Raw genomic sequence first — 17,952 nt, forward strand, 5'->3', positions numbered from 1 at the left:
TCTGGGGAGTTTCCATGCACATAGATATTGCCTGGCAGGACGTCGACACCGTTCTGCTGGATATGGACGGTACGCTGCTCGATCTGGCATTCGATAACTATTTCTGGCAAAAACTGGTGCCGGAGACCTACGGCGCGCAACAAGGTATCTCTCCCCAGGAAGCCCAGGAATTTATTCGTCAGCAGTATCATGCCGTACAACATACGCTAAACTGGTACTGCCTGGATTACTGGAGCGAACGCCTGGGTCTGGATATATGCGCTATGACAACCGCACAGGGACCACGCGCCGTACTGCGTGAAGATACGGTACCGTTCCTGGATGCCCTGAAAGCCAGCGGCAAACGTCGTATTTTGCTCACCAATGCGCATCCGCATAACCTGGCGGTGAAGCTTCATCATACCGGTCTGGCCTCACACCTTGATTTATTACTTTCCACCCACACATTTGGTTATCCCAAAGAGGATCAGCGGTTATGGCACGCTGTCGCTGAAGAAACGGGAATGAGTGCAGAGAAGACGTTGTTTATTGACGACAGCGAACCCATTCTCGACGCCGCTGCTCAATTCGGTATTCGTTACTGCCTCGGCGTAACCAATCCCGACTCCGGTACAGCGGAAAAACAGTATGCACGCCATCCGTCACTAAATGACTACCGCCGACTGATCCCCTCACTGATGTGAAGGAGACGCCATGAAAGAGAAGCCCCTTGTCGAAGTCAGGCTGGATAAATGGCTGTGGGCAGCACGCTTTTATAAAACGCGCGCAGTCGCCCGCGAAATGGTTGAAGGCGGTAAGGTGCATTACAACGGGCAACGCAGCAAGCCGAGTAAGATTGTCGAGCTAAATGCGACCCTCACCCTGCGCCAGGGAAATGACGAACGGACGGTCATTATTAAAGCCATTAGCGAGCAGCGTCGCCCAGCAACTGAAGCCGTTATGCTGTATGAAGAAACCGCGGAAAGCGTGGAAAAACGCGAAAAAATGGCGCTGGCGCGTAAACTTAACGCGTTAACCATGCCGCATCCGGACAGGCGACCGGACAAAAAAGAGCGCCGCGACCTGTTACGATTTAAACACGGCGACAGCGAGTGACTGTCACCTGCAAGAGAGATGATTATGCCGCAACATGACCAATTACATCGTTATCTGTTTGAAAACTTTGCCGTGCGCGGCGAGCTGGTAACCGTTTCGCAAACCCTGCAACAGATCCTCGAAAATCATACTTACCCGCAGCCGGTCAAAACCGTGCTGTCGGAGCTGCTGGTTGCCACCAGCCTACTGACCGCGACGCTGAAGTTTGCCGGTGATATCACCGTACAACTGCAAGGCGACGGTCCGTTGAGCCTGGCGGTAATTAACGGCAACAATAACCAGCAAATGCGTGGAGTGGCTCGCATACAGGGCGATATCCCTGAAGATGCCGATCTGAAAACACTGGTTGGCAACGGCTACCTGGTGATCACCATTACACCGGAAGAAGGCGAACGCTATCAGGGCGTGGTCGGTCTGGAAGGTGACACGTTGGCGGCCTGCCTGGAAGATTACTTCATGCGTTCAGAACAGCTGCCGACGCGTCTGTTTATCCGTACTGGCGACGTCGACGGTAAACCTGCTGCTGGCGGTATGCTGTTGCAGGTCATGCCAGCGCAAAACGCACAGGCAGATGATTTCGATCACCTTGCAGCACTGACAGAAACCATCAAATCCGAAGAGTTGCTGACGCTGCCAGCCAACGAAGTTCTGTGGCGTTTGTACCACGAAGAAGAAGTCACCCTCTACGATCCGCAGGATGTTGAGTTCAAATGTACCTGTTCACGCGAACGCTGCGCAGGCGCGCTGAAAACGCTGCCGGATGAAGAAGTTGACAGCATTCTGGCAGAAGAAGGTGAGATCGATATGCACTGCGATTATTGCGGTAGCCACTACCTGTTTAACGCCATGGATATTGCAGAGATCCGCAGCAACGCCTCCCCTGCCGATCCGCAGGTACACTAAGTTCTGAGCCCGGCAGGCAGTCCAGTCTGCCGGGCAATATCATGCTTACTCGTCGTAGAACGTCATCTTAAGCCGCTCGCCATTAATGGTGATATCCCGCCAGACTCGGGGAGCCGAATCCAGTTGATGATTCGCCAGCGTCTGCAGCAGTTGATCTTTATTGAATCCCTCCGGTAGCCGGGCTGTTGCAATCAACACCCATTTGTTCTCCTTAACGCCAAAGACCAGACTCTCCCCATCACCAAAAGCATACAATACTTGCTCGGGCTGCCCATCCGCGTTGAGATCCTGATCCACCAACACACACGCATCCTGCTCAATACAGGAGGCGATCCGGTAGCGTTGCCCCTTTAAAAACGTCCAAAACGCGTCATCGGGCTTCATGCTTCCCGGTGCAATCATCACCTTCGGCGCTAACTGCGTTGCTGTCAGCTCATTTACCGGATCGCGATACCCCCGCAGAATGGCATTTAAATCACGCCTGCGCTTGCTGTCTTTATTGAACGCATCGTCTTTTTGTAATGCTTCCAGTGCGGCGCGACCGGGTTTTCCGCTGTGATCCAGCATATACAGACTGACCTGGTCAGCCGTAATTTTCCCGCTGTAGTAGCGCCCCATATGGCTGTTGACGCTAATACGCCAGACATCAATGACCGGCGACGTCAGCAGAATCAACAGGCCCAATGTCAGGAGCGAAACGCCGAGAGTGACCTTTCCCTGAATATCGAGCGGGTTGCCTCCAGCGCGCAAAATACTCACCAGAAAGCCGAGGGACCACACCAGTAATACAAAGACCACCAATGCGCCATACAAACGCTCAGGCGTCCAGCCATACTGATGAATTCTAAGCCACATTGCCCAACCGGCAATCAGCATATAGAAAGGAGCAACAACCAGGGAAACGTTAATCAAATAACGTAATGCACCAGGATAAGGTAACGCCTCTTTGTGCGGCTCGCGCACGATGGCCACCAGCAACAGGAAGATCAGCGTCAACGTGGACATCAAACCAGCCGCTGACACGCGCTGTGAGATAGCGTCCAGTCCGGTGAAAGGCAGGGTCAGCATAAACATCAGCGCTAACAGTGCAACAAGCGGGAGTAAACCTGTGGCGAGGAACGTCAGCAACTTTTGCACCGCAGCAACCAGGCGCGACTGCGTACGCGCCAGCACCACTGCCAGTGCAGTAATCAGGCCAAGCGCCAGATAGACAAACCAGTCAGTCTCAAAGAAAAGCGTGTTGAAGAAAGTGATGCCGACCAGTTGAAACATTTCACTCCACAACAGGAGCACCAGCCAGAACAGGCCGTTGGCCACAAAAGCAATCAGCAACGTCAGCGAATTAAGCCACAGGTAGGTATAAAACTGCGGATAGCGGGCCTGTTCACGACGGGCGTGAAGTTGATATTGAATCCACGGCAAAGCCAGCATCGCCATCAACAGTAAGCGCCAGCCGTAGGCAAAAAAAATGTCATCCTGTCGCCATCGGTCACTGCCCGCCACACTCCACTTCAGCCACACACTCATCGCCAGTACAACCACGCAGATCAGCGCCATCCAGCACCATAGCGCGCGTTGCTTAAATGAGACGACAGTCAGCAAAAGCGCTGAGGAGAGTGCAATCGTTACGGGCATCCCGTAGAACAGCCAGTCACTGTTCTGCGGCGCGAGATACGCCATCAGCAGGTAGCACACACACCCTTGTAGCAGTCCGATAAAGACCATGCCCCAGCGGGTCGTTGGTGAAAGCTCAACACTGTCCATGTCGTTTTCCAGAAAGAAGAGAAAATCTAATTATCGCATCAACTTCACAAATATGAGTATTCGTCAGTCCATTTCGGCCCCCATCTGCGCGAGGTGAATCGATATTGTTTATGTTTGAGTTACGTTTTTTTCTTACATGAATGCGATTACACTCACAAGATCCCCGCCAAAAACACTCTCCATTAACGTTTTAAGAACATTTTCCACAACAAAAAAAGGTTTCCTGCCATAATATCCACCTCTTTGTGACAGGAGTCGCAGCGTATTCAGTTATCTGTGATTTTGCCGGATGCGTAAATCTATGAGCCTTGTCGCGGTTAGCAATCCCTAAAAAACCTTACTATTCCAGGTAATACATATTGGCTAAGGAGCAGTGAAATGCGTGTGAACAACAGTTTAACCCCGCAAGATCTCAAGGCTTATGGTATCAATGACGTTCAGGATATCGTTTACAATCCAGACTACGACACGCTTTATCAGGAAGAACTTGATCCAAACCTGGAAGGTTATGAGCGTGGCGTGTTAACGAATCTGGGCGCCGTTGCAGTTGATACCGGTATCTTTACCGGACGTTCGCCAAAGGATAAGTACATTGTCCGTGACGACACCACACGAGACACACTCTGGTGGTCCGACAAAGGTAAAGGTAAGAACGACAACAAACCGCTTTCCCAGGAAACCTGGCAGCATTTGAAAGGGTTAGTCACCCATCAACTCTCTGGCAAACGTCTGTTTATCATTGATGCTTTCTGCGGGGCTAATGCGGATACCCGTCTTTCCGTGCGCTTCATTACCGAAGTCGCCTGGCAGGCACATTTTGTCAAAAACATGTTCATCCGCCCGAGCGACGAAGAACTGGTTGGTTTCAAACCTGATTTCATCGTGATGAACGGTGCGAAATGCACAAACCCACAGTGGAAAGAACAGGGGCTGAACTCCGAAAACTTCGTGGCGTTCAACCTGACTGAACGCATTCAGTTAATTGGCGGCACCTGGTACGGCGGCGAGATGAAGAAAGGTATGTTCTCCGTCATGAACTACTTGCTGCCGCTGAAAGGCATTGCATCGATGCACTGCTCAGCAAACGTCGGTGAAAAAGGTGATGTGGCAGTCTTCTTTGGCCTGTCCGGTACCGGTAAAACCACGCTGTCCACCGACCCGAAACGCCGCCTGATTGGCGATGATGAGCATGGTTGGGATGACGACGGCGTATTTAACTTCGAAGGCGGTTGCTACGCGAAGACCATCAAACTGTCTAAAGAGGCTGAGCCGGAAATCTACAACGCAATCCGCCGTGATGCCCTGCTGGAAAACGTCACCGTGCGCGAAGATGGCTCCATCGACTTCGATGATGGTTCCAAAACCGAGAACACCCGCGTTTCCTACCCGATTTATCACATCGACAATATCGTTAAGCCGGTGTCAAAAGCGGGTCATGCAACGAAAGTTATCTTCCTGACCGCCGACGCCTTTGGCGTACTGCCACCGGTTTCTCGCCTGACGGCCGATCAAACCCAGTATCACTTCCTGTCTGGCTTTACCGCCAAACTGGCTGGCACCGAGCGTGGCGTAACTGAGCCAACACCAACCTTCTCTGCCTGTTTCGGCGCGGCATTCCTGTCACTGCACCCAACGCAATACGCAGAAGTGCTGGTGAAACGCATGCAGGCGGCTGGCGCACAGGCTTATCTGGTTAACACCGGCTGGAACGGCACCGGCAAGCGTATCTCAATCAAAGATACCCGTGCCATTATCGATGCCATCCTGAACGGGTCTCTGGATAACGCAGAAACGTTCCGTCTGCCGATGTTTGACCTGGCAATCCCAACCGAACTGCCGGGTGTGGATACACGTATTCTCGATCCGCGTAATACCTACGCATCCCCGGAGCAGTGGCAGGAAAAAGCCAACGCCCTGGCGAAATTGTTTATTGAGAACTTCGAGAAGTACACCGACACCCCTGCGGGCGAAGCGCTGGTTAGCGCCGGACCGAAGCTGTAACGAAAAGTGCCGGATGGCGGCTTCGTCTTAATCCGGCCTACAGCCACTGATAAGCGCAGCGACATCAGGCGGTTAACGAAATAAAAAGGGAGGCATATAGCCTCCCTTTTCTACGCGTCTTTCGTTGTCCCCTGCGCACGCGTGAATGGAACCGGAAGCCAGGCGCGTATCGACAGCCCACCTCGCTCACTGGTCCCAATTTCCAGCATACCGTTATGGTTATCAATAATACGCTGCACAATAGCCAGTCCCAGCCCCGTGCCGCTGGTGCTACGCGCGCTGTCGCCGCGTACAAACGGCTGGAACAGGTGTTGACGCTGTTCCGGTTTGATACCCGGACCATCATCTTCTACCTGGAACCAGGCGCGATGCGCCTCCATACCGCTGCTGACCTTAATCCAGCCATTACCGTAGCGGGCGGCGTTAACCACCATATTAGCAACCGCGCGTTTGATAGACAGTGGGTGCATCTTCACCTGAATGACGCCAGGGCGTAGTGCAGTATCAATTTCACGCTCGTAACCACTTTCTGCCGCGATCACTTCACCTAATACCGAGTTCAGATCGGCCATCTCCATCGGCATCTCCTGACCTGTTCGCAGATAATCGATGAACTGTTCGATAATGGCATTACACTCTTCGATGTCCTTGTTGATGGACTCCGCGAGGTATCCGTCTTCTTCGCCCATCATTTCCGTCGCCAGACGGATACGCGTAAGCGGGGTGCGTAAATCATGGCTCACGCCCGCCATTAGCAGTGTACGGTCATCGGCCAGCTGTTTTACGCCGGCGGCCATATGGTTGAAGGCTCGGGTAACAGAGCGCACCTCAGAGGCGCCATACTCGCGCAGCGGCGGCGGAATAATGCCTTTCCCCACCTGTAACGCCGCATGTTCAAGATCCACCAACGGCCGGTTCTGAATTCGGATAAATAGCCACGCGCCACCGATAGCCAGCAGCATGATCGCCAGCGTATAGCGGAACAGCGGAGAGAAGTCACCCTGATGGATTTCAGTGAGCGGCACACGTACCCAGATGTTGGGCGACAGCCAGGTTTTCAGCCAGACGACAGGCGAGCTCTTGTTGACCTCAACACGTACTTCCGTTGGGCCACCCAACTGCTGTGCCATCTGATGGCTTAAGAATTCATAGTGTTGTGCCCAACGCAGACCCGCTTCTTCAGCGGCTTCGTTGGAATAGAGGGAAATACCGAGCTCACGGTAAATTTCCCGACGGAATGCAGGTGGCACTACCAGTTGCGTACCGTCCTCCAGTTGCAGTTTATCAGTCATCAGCATACGGACTTCGTAGGCCAGGACCTTATTAAACTGCTGGAGGCTCGGCAGAATCGCGAAGTTCAGCACCACAAGGTAGGTCGTCACCAGGCTGGCAAACAGCAAGGTGACGATAAGCAATAACGTGCGAGCAAACGAACTTCGTGGCGAGAAGCGCATTCGCCTCATGCTTTAGAACCGTCCGGAACAAAAACGTAGCCCAGACCCCATACAGTCTGAATATAACGCGGATGCGCCGGGTCTTCTTCCACCATACGACGCAGACGAGAAATCTGCACGTCGATGGAACGTTCCATCGCAGAGTACTCACGACCACGCGCCAGGTTCATGAGTTTATCGCGGGACAGCGGTTCACGTGGGTGGCTTACCAACGCTTTCAGCACTGCAAATTCACCACTGGTGAGCGGCATAGGCTCATCTTCGCGGAACATTTCACGAGTCCCCAGGTTCAGCTTAAACTTACCGAAAGCGATAACCGCTTCTTCCTGAGAAGGCGCGCCCGGCAGTTCGTTCGCCTGACGACGCAACACAGCGCGAATACGCGCCAGCAGTTCACGTGGGTTAAAGGGTTTCGGGATGTAATCGTCAGCACCGATTTCCAGTCCAACGATACGGTCAACCTCTTCGCCCTTCGCCGTCACCATAATGATCGGCATTGGGTTGCTTTGACTACGCAGGCGGCGGCAAATTGACAGGCCATCTTCCCCTGGCAGCATTAAATCCAGAACCATCAAGTGGAAGGACTCACGGGTCAGCAGACGATCCATCTGCTCAGCGTTTGCGACGCTTCGAACCTGGAAGCCCTGCTCGGTCAGATAACGTTCCAGAAGCGCACGCAGGCGCATGTCGTCATCGACCACCAGAATCTTATAGTTCTCTTGCATTGTTATTACTCCCAAAGGTTCGCAACAATTAAGTGTATATTCTTAAGAAAGCTCGCGTGAGTCACCAGCGAATTCTGGTATGAATTCCAGGCTAAATTGTTACAAAGCATATTAAACAGCAGCTTAAGTATACAATGTTTCTCGCAATACATTATTTATTCTGTTGATATGCTCACGTAATACTAATTGTGCGCATCATCACAGAGTCGAAGGTAAAACAATAAGATGAAAACGCCCCTGATAACCCGTGAAGGGTATGAAAAACTCAAACAAGAGCTCAATTATCTCTGGCGTGAAGAGCGCCCGGAAGTCACCAGGAAGGTTACCTGGGCCGCAAGTCTGGGCGACCGCAGCGAAAATGCTGACTACCAGTATAATAAAAAGCGCCTGCGCGAGATCGACCGTCGCGTCCGTTATTTGACCAAGTGCATGGAGAATCTGAAAATTGTCGATTACTCCCCGCAGCAAGAGGGCAAAGTCTTCTTTGGCGCGTGGGTCGAGATTGAAAACGACAATGGCGATATCCGCAAATTCCGCATTGTTGGCTACGATGAAATTTTTGGCCGTAAGGATTACATCTCTATCGATTCCCCCATGGCGCGTGCCCTGCTGAAAAAAGAGGTCGGCGATCTCGCGGTGGTGAACACTCCTGCCGGTGAAGCCAGCTGGTACGTGAACGAGATTGAATACGTGAAGTGAGACCGGAACAATCCGAAGCCCCTGTAGATGACTGGCATTTTTGCCAGTCAGTCCGTATAACTATCCCCTGATTTTTTATCCTATAGACGAAGCTATCCATGATGAATGATTCTTTCTGCCGCATTATCGCAGGTGAAATTCAGGCTCGTGCTGAACAGGTAGAAGCTGCCGTTCGCCTGCTTGACGAAGGGAACACCGTGCCGTTTATCGCACGTTATCGTAAGGAAATCACCGGCGGTCTGGATGATACGCAACTGCGTAATCTGGAGACCCGTCTGGGGTATCTGCGTGAACTGGAAGACCGCCGTCAGGCGATCCTGAAATCTATCGGTGAGCAAGGTAAACTGACCGACGACCTGGCAAAAGCGATCAACGGCACGTTAAGTAAGACCGAACTCGAAGATCTCTATCTGCCGTACAAACCTAAACGCCGCACCCGTGGGCAGATCGCTATTGAGGCCGGACTGGAGCCGCTGGCAGACCTGTTGTGGAACGAACCGTCTCACGACCCGGAAACGGAAGCCGCAAAATATCTCAACGCCGAAAACGGCGTGGCGGATACCAAAGCCGCCCTCGACGGCGCACGCTACATCCTGATGGAACGCTTCGCTGAAGATGCCGCGCTGCTGGCGAAAGTGCGTGACTACCTGTGGAAAAATGCCCATCTGGTCTCCACTGTGGTGAGCGGGAAAGAAGAGGAAGGCGCAAAATTCCGCGACTACTTCGACCACCACGAGCCGATTTCTACCGTTCCGTCTCACCGTGCGCTGGCCATGTTCCGCGGCCGTAACGAAGGCATTTTACAGCTGTCCCTGAATGCCGATCCGCAGTTCGATGAGCCACCGAAAGAGAGCCACGGCGAGCAAATCATTCAGGATCACCTTGGCCTGCGTCTGAACAACGCACCGGCAGACAGCTGGCGTAAAGGCGTTGTCAGCTGGACATGGCGAATTAAGGTGCTGATGCACCTCGAAACCGAACTGATGGGCACCGTGCGCGAACGCGCGGAAGATGAAGCCATCAACGTCTTTGCCCGTAACCTGCACGACCTGCTGATGGCGGCCCCGGCCGGACTGCGCGCCACAATGGGCCTCGATCCCGGTCTGCGTACCGGTGTAAAAGTGGCTGTTGTTGACGGTACCGGCAAGCTGGTCGCCACCGACACGATTTACCCGCATACCGGTCAGGCAGCCAAAGCCGCCGTTGCCGTTGCGGCGTTATGTGAGAAATACAACGTAGAGCTGGTCGCAATTGGTAACGGTACGGCGTCGCGCGAAACCGAACGCTTCTACCTTGATGTGCAAAAACAGTTCCCGAACGTTACGGCGCAAAAAGTGATCGTCAGCGAAGCAGGTGCATCAGTTTACTCTGCATCTGAACTGGCGGCGCTGGAGTTCCCGGACCTCGACGTGTCGCTGCGCGGTGCGGTGTCTATCGCCCGTCGCCTGCAGGACCCGCTGGCTGAGCTGGTGAAAATCGATCCGAAATCTATCGGCGTGGGCCAGTATCAGCACGACGTTAGCCAGACCCAGCTTGCCCGTAAGCTGGATGCGGTAGTAGAAGACTGTGTGAACGCCGTCGGCGTCGATCTGAATACCGCCTCCGTACCGCTGCTGACCCGCGTTGCCGGCCTGACGCGCATGATGGCGCAAAACATCGTCGCCTGGCGTGATGAGAACGGCCAGTTCCAGAACCGTCAGCAGTTGCTAAAAGTCAGTCGTCTGGGGCCAAAAGCCTTTGAACAGTGCGCGGGCTTCCTGCGTATCAACCATGGCGATAACCCGCTGGATGCTTCCACGGTTCACCCGGAAGCCTACCCGATAGTGGAACGCATTCTGGCAGCAACCGAGCAATCGCTGCGTGACCTGATGGGCAACAGCAATGAACTGCGCAATCTGAAAGCCTCCGACTTCACCGACGAGCGCTTCGGGGTACCAACCGTCACCGACATCATCAAAGAGCTGGAAAAACCAGGTCGCGACCCGCGTCCTGAATTCAAAACCGCGCAGTTTGCTGATGGCGTTGAAACCATGAACGACCTGCTGCCGGGAATGATTCTGGAAGGGGCTGTCACCAACGTCACCAACTTCGGCGCGTTCGTGGATATCGGCGTTCACCAGGACGGTCTGGTACATATCTCTTCGCTGTCGAATAAGTTCGTCGAAGATCCACACACCGTGGTGAAAGCGGGCGACATTGTGAAGGTGAAAGTGCTGGAAGTGGACCTGCCACGTAAGCGTATCGCGCTGACCATGCGCCTGGACGAACAGCCGGGTGAAACCAATGCCCGCCGCGGCGGCGGCAACGATCGTAATCAGGGCAACCGCCCGGCACCGAAAGCCGCAAAACCACGCGGTCGTGACGCGCAGCCTGCTGGCAACAGCGCGATGATGGATGCGCTGGCGGCGGCAATGGGTAAAAAACGTTAAGTAGTAATCTTGTGCCGGATAACGGTATAAACACCTTATCCGGCCAGGTTGTCGTAATTAATGTGTATGTCGGATAAGGCGCTTAAACATCGCCATCCGGCATATTTAATCTATTTCCCGTTTTTCTTACAATATATTTATCACTTCATTAACAGATGAAACCTTAATTAAACATTAAGAATGTCAATAATTACGGCCCCAAATAATCTATTCCAAACCAGAATAAATGTTGAGGCATATCAAAATTGACGCAAATTATTATCTAATTCCACATTCCGTCACACTTATTCTATTGATGATAGAAACCATTCTCATTATCATTGTTTTGTTGATTATTTACTCTTTCCTTCGTTGGCTAATCATCTGGTCTCATGCCGCCTTGCCGCCCCATGAGGTAATCATCCAGTTAGCGAGATATAAGTAGGTCCCTATGCAATTCACTCCTGACAGTGCGTGGAAAATTACCGGTTTTGCTCGTGAAATCAGCCCGGCTTATCGACAGAAACTGTTATCACTCGGCATGCTGCCCGGGTCGTCCTTCAATGTGGTTCGCGTCGCCCCGCTCGGCGATCCTATTCATATTGAAACGCGTCGCGTAAGTCTGGTATTGCGTAAGAAGGATCTGGCGTTATTAGAAGTGGAAGCGGTTTCCTGTTAATACAGTGAGTCTATAAAAATGAAAAAACTAACCATTGGTTTAATTGGTAATCCTAATTCCGGCAAGACAACCTTATTCAACCAACTCACCGGTGCACGCCAGCGTGTGGGTAACTGGGCGGGCGTGACCGTCGAGCGTAAAGAAGGTCATTTCGCGACCACAGACCATCAGGTCACGCTGGTCGATTTACCCGGCACCTATTCTCTGACGACAATCTCGTCTCAAACCTCTCTCGATGAGCAGATTGCCTGCCACTATATTTTAAGCGGCGACGCGGATCTCTTGATCAACGTGGTCGACGCTTCCAACCTTGAGCGCAACCTCTACCTGACGTTACAACTGCTGGAATTGGGCATCCCCTGCATCGTCGCGCTGAACATGCTGGACATTGCTGAGAAGCAGCAAATCCGTATCGATATCGACGCCCTTTCTGCCCGTCTTGGCTGCCCGGTGGTGCCACTGGTTTCCACCCGTGCGCGAGGTATTGAAGCGCTGAAGCTGGCGATTGATCGCTACAAAGAAAACGACACCGTCGAGCTGGTCCATTATGCCCAGCCGTTGTTGCAGGAAGCGGATTCCCTCGCCGATGCAATGGCCAAAGACATGCCACTGAAACAGCGCCGCTGGCTGGGCCTGCAGATGCTGGAAGGCGATATCTACAGCCGCGCTTACGCCGGTGATGCCGCGCAAAATCTGGATGCTGCCATTGCTCGTCTGAGCGAAACGATGGACGATCCGGCGCTGCATATTGCCGATGCGCGTTATCAGTGCATTGCCGCTATCTGCGATACCGTCAGTAACACCCTGACCGCAGAACCCAGCCGTTTCACCACTGCGGTCGATAAAATCGTCCTTAACCGTTTCCTCGGTCTGCCGATTTTCCTGTTCGTGATGTACCTGATGTTCCTGCTTGCCATCAACATTGGTGGCGCACTGCAGCCGTTATTTGATGTCGGCTCTGTGGCGCTCTTTATTCATGGTATTCAGTGGATTGGTTATACGCTGCACTTCCCGGACTGGTTAACCATCTTCCTGGCGCAGGGTCTTGGCGGCGGGATCAACACCGTCCTGCCGCTGGTTCCGCAAATCGGCATGATGTATTTGTTCCTCTCTTTCCTCGAAGACTCCGGCTACATGGCACGTGCTGCGTTTGTGATGGACCGTCTGATGCAGGCGCTGGGACTGCCAGGAAAATCATTTGTACCGCTGATTGTAGGCTTTGGCTGTAACGTACCGTCAGTGATGGGCGCACGTACGCTGGACGCCCCGCGTGAGCGTCTGATGACCATCATGATGGCGCCGTTTATGTCCTGTGGCGCACGTCTGGCAATTTTTGCCGTCTTCGCCGCTGCATTCTTTGGTCAGAATGGTGCGCTGGCGGTCTTTTCACTGTACGTGCTGGGTATCGTTATGGCGGTGTTGACCGGCCTGATGCTCAAGCACACCATCATGCGTGGTGAAGCAACGCCGTTCGTGATGGAACTGCCGGTGTACCACGTGCCGCACATTAAGAGTCTGATCATTCAGACCTGGCAGCGTCTGAAAGGCTTTGTCCTGCGTGCCGGTAAAGTCATTATCATCGTCAGCATTTTCCTCAGCGCATTCAACAGCTTCTCGCTGAGCGGAAAAATCGTCGACAACATTAACGATTCTGCTCTGGCCTCCGTCAGCCGCGTCATTACGCCAGTGTTTAAACCGATCGGCGTTCACGAAGATAACTGGCAGGCAACCGTCGGTCTGTTCACCGGTGCGATGGCAAAAGAAGTGGTGGTTGGGACACTTAACACGCTCTATACCGCTGAAAATATTCAGGAAGAAGAATTCAACCCGGCAGATTTCCACCTCGGTGATGAACTGCTTGGTGCAGTAGATGAAACCTGGCAGAGCCTGAAAGACACCTTCAGCCTCAGCGTTCTGGCCAACCCTATCGAAGCCAGCAAAGGCGACGGTGAGATGGCAACTGGCGCAATGGGTGTGATGGGCGAGAAATTCGGCAGCGCTGCTGCGGCATACAGTTACCTGATTTTCGTTTTGCTGTATGTACCGTGCATTTCCGTTATGGGCGCCATCGCGCGTGAGTCCAGCCGTGGCTGGATGGGCTTCTCCGTTTTGTGGGGACTGAACATCGCCTACTCGCTGTCGACGCTGTTTTACCAGACCGTCAGCTACAAAGAGCACCCGACCTACAGTCTGGTGTGCATTTTAGCGGTCATCCTGTTTAATATCGTATTACTGGGTCTGTTACGCCGCGCGCGCAGCCGTGTAGATGTAGCGCTGCTGGCAACCAACAAGACGGTAAGCTCTTGCTGTGCCAGCACCACTGGCGATTGCCACTAGGGTGGTGGATGATGGCATCGCTTATCCAGGTGCGTGATTTACTGGCTCTGCGGGGGCGTATGGAGGCGACACAAATCAGCCATACGCTGCATACCCCGCAGCCGATGATTGACGCCATGCTGAATCAGTTAGAAAAGATGGGTAAAGCGGTGCGGATTCAGGAAGATGCCGACGGGTGTCTTTCCGGAAGCTGCAAAAGTTGCCCGGAAGGCAAAGCCTGCCTGCGAGAGTGGTGGGCTTTGCGCTAGTTGTATGCCGGATGGCGCTGCGCTTATCCAGCCTACACCAAGCCCCAGTCCCCGAGCCGGATAAAGCGTTTACGCTGATATCCGGCTTTTTGCGTAATGGATTCCACTAAGAGATCTCTGTTTCAGCAAAACAGATCTCTCCTTCAGCCTACCGCGCACCGTTATTAATTCGTGGATGCTTACTGGCGACCAGGCAAGTAGAGTCTCGTCATCTTGTTTCTCAGGTGACGGATCGCCATGAATACTGACACAACAGCTACACCGCATGACGCGATTTTCAAAACGTTCTTAAACCATCCTGCGACCGCACGCGACTTTATTCAGCTTCATCTTCCAGCCTCTTTACAAAAACTTTGCGATCTTAAAACACTGCAACTGGAATCGGGCAGCTTTATTGAAGACGATTTGCGCACCTACTATTCTGATGTGCTGTGGTCGTTAAAAACGCGCGAAGGCGATGGCTATATTTACACCATCATTGAGCATCAGAGCACCGCCGACGCCCATATGGCATTTCGACTGATGCGTTATGCCATTGCAGTAATGCATCGTCATTTGGCTGCAGGTTACAAGAAACTCCCGCTGGTGATACCCATGCTTTTTTATCATGGCGCAACAAGCCCATACCCCTACTCACTTTGTTGGCTGGATGAGTTTGATGACCCTGAATCCGCCAGACAACTTTATACCACCGCGTTTCCACTGATCGATATCACCGTTGTACCCGATGACGAGATCATGCAGCATCGCCGGATGGCGCTGCTGGAACTCATCCAAAAACATATTCGTAAACGCGACTTGTTGGGGCTGGTAGAAAAACTGGCCATCCTGCTTGTTAAAGGACACGCTAATGACAACCAGTTGAAAGCCTTGTTTAATTATTTAATGCAGGCCGGGAATACCACACATTTTGGCGAATTTCTTCATGAAGTCGCCGAACGTTTACCCCAACATAAGGAAAAGTTGATGACTATCGCCGAAAGATTACGTCAGGAAGGGCACCTTAATGGTATCCAGGAAGGTCATAGAAAAGGGTTACAAGAAGGGCTACAAGAAGGGTTACAAACGGGTCTGCAACAAGGTAAACGAGAAGAAGCTTTACGTATTGCATCAACCATGCAGGCTGATGGTATTGATCCCCTCACTATCCTCAGAATTACCGGACTTACCGCAGACGATTTGATACAACAGAGTCATTGATTTTTTGCCCGGCTCGCAGCGTGCTACCGGGCAAACTCAGCACACTATAGCTGCTGTTTTAACGCCACCAGCGCTGCGCAGAACTCTGTAGGATGTGAGATAAAGGGCGCATGAGCGGCTTTAGCAAACACCAGTGACTCACTCTGTGGCCACAGAGCATCCAGCATTGGCACCACTTTACGCGGGACCAGGCCATCAAGATAACCGTATAAGCGCAGGAACGGCAGGTTCAACGCACACAACGGTTCACGCAGATCGACCGTTTTCAGGATCTCCAGCCCGCCATTGAGCACCTCGACGTCCGGCATGGGGAGCGCCAGTACCGTTTTTTTCAACGCCCGTGCATCCTGACGCGCGGTTTCCGTGCCCATCGTCTGCAATGCCAGAAAACGCTCTACCGTTTTCTGGAAGTCTTCGCTTAGCTGCTGCTGGAAGCCAGCGAGTACCTCCGGTTTAATGCCCGGCCACGTTTCGCGCGCGCTAAAGCAGGGAGAAGAGGCAACCGTCACCAGCGCCTGAACGCGCTCAGGATGGGTCAATGCTACCTGACTCGCCACCAGACCGCCCAGACTCCAGCCGAGCCAGATGGCTTTCCCGGGAGCCTGTCTTAATACCCGTTCGGTCATCTCTTCCAGCGACATCGCGCCAAAACCCTGACTACGACCAAACCCCGGTAAGTCGACAAGATGCAGTGTAAAATGCGAGCTCAGTTCCTCGCTTATGCAATGCCACACTTCTGCATTCAGCCCCCATCCGTGCAGCAGCACAAGATGGCAATTTCCCGAACCCTGGGTCTGCCACCAGATGTCATTCATCAGTTACTGTTCTCTTTTAGCTAACAAGGATGTCTCTATGCTAACAGTACCAGGATTATGCTGGCTATGCCGAATGCCGCTGAGGTTGGGGCATTGGGGGATTTGCTCTGTCTGCACACAGGCAATACGCCAGCATGACAGTCTGTGCCCGCAGTGCGGACTACCGGCCATTCACACCTCGGTTCCCTGTGGTCGCTGCCTGCAAAAACCACCGCCGTGGCAGCGCCTGGTTTCAGTCAGCGACTATGTTCCTCCAGTAAGCGGGCTTATCCACCAGCTTAAATTTTCACGACGCAACGAAATAGCCCCTGCGCTTGCACGTCTGCTGTTGCTGGAGGTATTGCAGGCCCGACGCACTCACGGTTCCCCCCTGCCAGACAGGCTCATCAGCGTACCGCTCTGGCAACATCGTCATTGGCGCAGGGGATTTAATCAAAGCGACTTGCTATGCCGTCCTTTAGCACGTTGGCTGGGCTGTGACTGGGATCGCCAGGCCATAACACGGGTGCGGGCGACAGCTACACAACACCATCTCAGCGCCCGGTTACGCAAACGTAACCTGAAAAACGCCTTTCGCCTTGAATTGCCGGTGCAGGGACTCCATATGGTTATTGTGGATGATGTCGTCACTACCGGAAGTACCGCCGCGGAAATCGCGCAGCTGCTTTTACGCAATGGCGCGGCAACTGTCCAGGTATGGTGCCTGTGTCGAACCTTGTAGAGCCTCGATGATGGGCGTATTATAACCAAGTAAAATAGTCAACTATTAGGCCATTACTATGATCCATATTTCCGATGCTGCACAAGCGCACTTTGCCAAACTGCTGGCAAATCAGGAAGAAGGGACACAAATCCGTGTATTTGTGATCAATCCCGGCACGCCTAACGCTGAATGTGGCGTTTCTTATTGTCCGCCGGACGCCGTGGAAGCAACCGACACCGCCATTAAATTTTCTCTGCTGACCGCATATGTTGATGAACTGAGTGCACCGTATCTGGAAGATGCAGAAATCGATTTCGTCACTGACCAATTAGGTTCTCAGCTGACCCTGAAAGCACCTAACGCGAAAATGCGTAAAGTATCTGATGATGCACCGCTGATGGAACGCGTGGAGTACATGCTGCAGTCGCAGATTAACCCGCAGCTGGCTGGCCACGGTGGTCGTGTCTCTCTGATGGAAATTACCGATGAAGGCTTCGCCATTCTGCAGTTTGGCGGCGGCTGTAACGGCTGTTCAATGGTCGACGTTACGCTGAAAGAAGGTATCGAGAAACAGCTATTGGCTGAATTCCCCGAACTGAAAGGCGTTCGTGATTTAACCGAACATCAGCGTGGCGAGCACTCTTACTACTAACGACCAGACCAGTAGAGTATTCGCAGCCCCGATAAGACGCATCAGCGTCGTCATCAGGCATTGATGCCGGATAGTAGCGTTAACGCGTTATCCGGCCCTCGACCTAACCGGGCCAACATTCCTCTGTTACATTTCTGCAATAAAACCCTCCATAATTTGACCAGCTTCTCATAATTTAAATTTTGCCTGTCCAGGTGATTTTCAAGCGTAGCATGTTACCCGTATCATTCGTATCAGCACTCAAGACGCACATAACAGCCAGCTAAACT

General features: G+C 52.8%; 16 protein-coding genes. 12 read left to right on the top strand and 4 right to left on the bottom strand.

Annotation, left to right across the window (positions count from 1 at the left end; translation table 11 throughout):
* Positions 1–14 precede the first annotated feature (14 nt).
* From yrfG to hslO, 3 genes are read left to right on the top strand one after another with little or no spacing between them, the layout of a single operon-like run.
* Complete coding sequence (gene yrfG / locus OGX95_RS13810) at positions 15–683, top strand: GMP/IMP nucleotidase (RefSeq protein WP_286629827.1); 669 nt, start codon at positions 15–17, stop codon at positions 681–683.
* A gap of 10 nt (positions 684–693) precedes the next feature.
* Positions 694–1,095, top strand: a complete 402-nt coding sequence (gene hslR / locus OGX95_RS13815) for a ribosome-associated heat shock protein Hsp15 (RefSeq protein WP_271441393.1) — start codon at positions 694–696, stop codon at positions 1,093–1,095.
* Positions 1,096–1,119: 24 nt separating this feature from the next.
* Positions 1,120–1,998 (top strand): Hsp33 family molecular chaperone HslO, encoded by an 879-nt coding sequence (gene hslO / locus OGX95_RS13820; protein ID WP_286629828.1) that lies wholly within the window; start codon positions 1,120–1,122, stop codon positions 1,996–1,998.
* A 45-nt stretch (positions 1,999–2,043) separates the two neighbouring features.
* On the opposite strand, the gene OGX95_RS13825 is transcribed toward hslO, so the two are convergent.
* Entirely contained in the window at positions 2,044–3,762 is a 1,719-nt protein-coding gene (locus OGX95_RS13825) for a DUF4153 domain-containing protein (RefSeq protein WP_286629829.1), read from the bottom strand.
* 378 nt (positions 3,763–4,140) lie between these two features.
* Here OGX95_RS13825 and pckA point away from each other — a divergent pair, with 378 nt between their 5' ends.
* A complete protein-coding gene (pckA, locus tag OGX95_RS13830) occupies positions 4,141–5,763 on the top strand; it encodes a phosphoenolpyruvate carboxykinase (ATP) (RefSeq protein ID WP_286629830.1) in 1,623 nt (540 codons plus the stop codon).
* Between the two features lie 110 nt (positions 5,764–5,873).
* Here pckA and envZ read toward each other — a convergent pair whose 3' ends face one another.
* On the bottom strand, positions 5,874–7,226 hold the full coding sequence (envZ, locus tag OGX95_RS13835; RefSeq protein WP_286629831.1) for a two-component system sensor histidine kinase EnvZ: 1,353 nt from the start codon (positions 7,224–7,226) through the stop codon (positions 5,874–5,876).
* On the bottom strand, positions 7,223–7,942 hold the full coding sequence (gene ompR, locus OGX95_RS13840; protein ID WP_001157751.1) for an osmolarity response regulator transcription factor OmpR: 720 nt from the start codon (positions 7,940–7,942) through the stop codon (positions 7,223–7,225). Before ompR ends, envZ begins: the two co-directional genes overlap by 4 nt.
* 225 nt (positions 7,943–8,167) lie before the next feature.
* Here ompR and greB point away from each other — a divergent pair, with 225 nt between their 5' ends.
* From greB to OGX95_RS13870, 6 genes are all read left to right on the top strand, one after another.
* Complete coding sequence (gene greB, locus OGX95_RS13845; protein ID WP_286629832.1) at positions 8,168–8,641, top strand: transcription elongation factor GreB; 474 nt, start codon at positions 8,168–8,170, stop codon at positions 8,639–8,641.
* Positions 8,642–8,739: 98 nt separating this feature from the next.
* Positions 8,740–11,070, top strand: a complete 2,331-nt coding sequence (locus tag OGX95_RS13850) for a Tex family protein (RefSeq protein ID WP_286629833.1) — start codon at positions 8,740–8,742, stop codon at positions 11,068–11,070.
* Positions 11,071–11,500: 430 nt separating this feature from the next.
* Positions 11,501–11,728: a ferrous iron transporter A gene (feoA, locus tag OGX95_RS13855; RefSeq protein ID WP_003023519.1), complete on the top strand. Its 228-nt coding sequence runs from the start codon at positions 11,501–11,503 to the stop codon at positions 11,726–11,728.
* An 18-nt stretch (positions 11,729–11,746) separates the two neighbouring features.
* Positions 11,747–14,065, top strand: a complete 2,319-nt coding sequence (feoB, locus tag OGX95_RS13860) for a Fe(2+) transporter permease subunit FeoB (protein ID WP_286629835.1) — start codon at positions 11,747–11,749, stop codon at positions 14,063–14,065.
* An 11-nt stretch (positions 14,066–14,076) separates the two neighbouring features.
* Entirely contained in the window at positions 14,077–14,313 is a 237-nt protein-coding gene (feoC, locus tag OGX95_RS13865; RefSeq protein ID WP_003023516.1) for a [Fe-S]-dependent transcriptional repressor FeoC, read from the top strand.
* A 237-nt stretch (positions 14,314–14,550) separates the two neighbouring features.
* Entirely contained in the window at positions 14,551–15,513 is a 963-nt protein-coding gene (locus tag OGX95_RS13870; RefSeq protein WP_286629836.1) for an Rpn family recombination-promoting nuclease/putative transposase, read from the top strand.
* A 44-nt stretch (positions 15,514–15,557) separates the two neighbouring features.
* Here the strand turns inward: OGX95_RS13870 and bioH are convergent, their stop codons facing one another.
* Positions 15,558–16,328 (bottom strand): pimeloyl-ACP methyl ester esterase BioH, encoded by a 771-nt coding sequence (gene bioH, locus OGX95_RS13875; RefSeq protein ID WP_286629837.1) that lies wholly within the window; start codon positions 16,326–16,328, stop codon positions 15,558–15,560.
* Positions 16,329–16,365: 37 nt separating this feature from the next.
* Between bioH and gntX the strand changes: the two genes are divergently transcribed.
* Both gntX and nfuA read left to right on the top strand, forming a co-directional pair.
* Positions 16,366–17,049: a DNA utilization protein GntX gene (gntX, locus tag OGX95_RS13880; protein ID WP_286629838.1), complete on the top strand. Its 684-nt coding sequence runs from the start codon at positions 16,366–16,368 to the stop codon at positions 17,047–17,049.
* Between the two features lie 58 nt (positions 17,050–17,107).
* Positions 17,108–17,683, top strand: a complete 576-nt coding sequence (nfuA, locus tag OGX95_RS13885) for a Fe-S biogenesis protein NfuA (RefSeq protein ID WP_286629839.1) — start codon at positions 17,108–17,110, stop codon at positions 17,681–17,683.
* Positions 17,684–17,952 lie beyond the last annotated feature (269 nt).

It is taken from the genome of Citrobacter sp. Cu233 (assembly GCF_030332225.1).
Taxonomy (GTDB): domain Bacteria; phylum Pseudomonadota; class Gammaproteobacteria; order Enterobacterales; family Enterobacteriaceae; genus Citrobacter.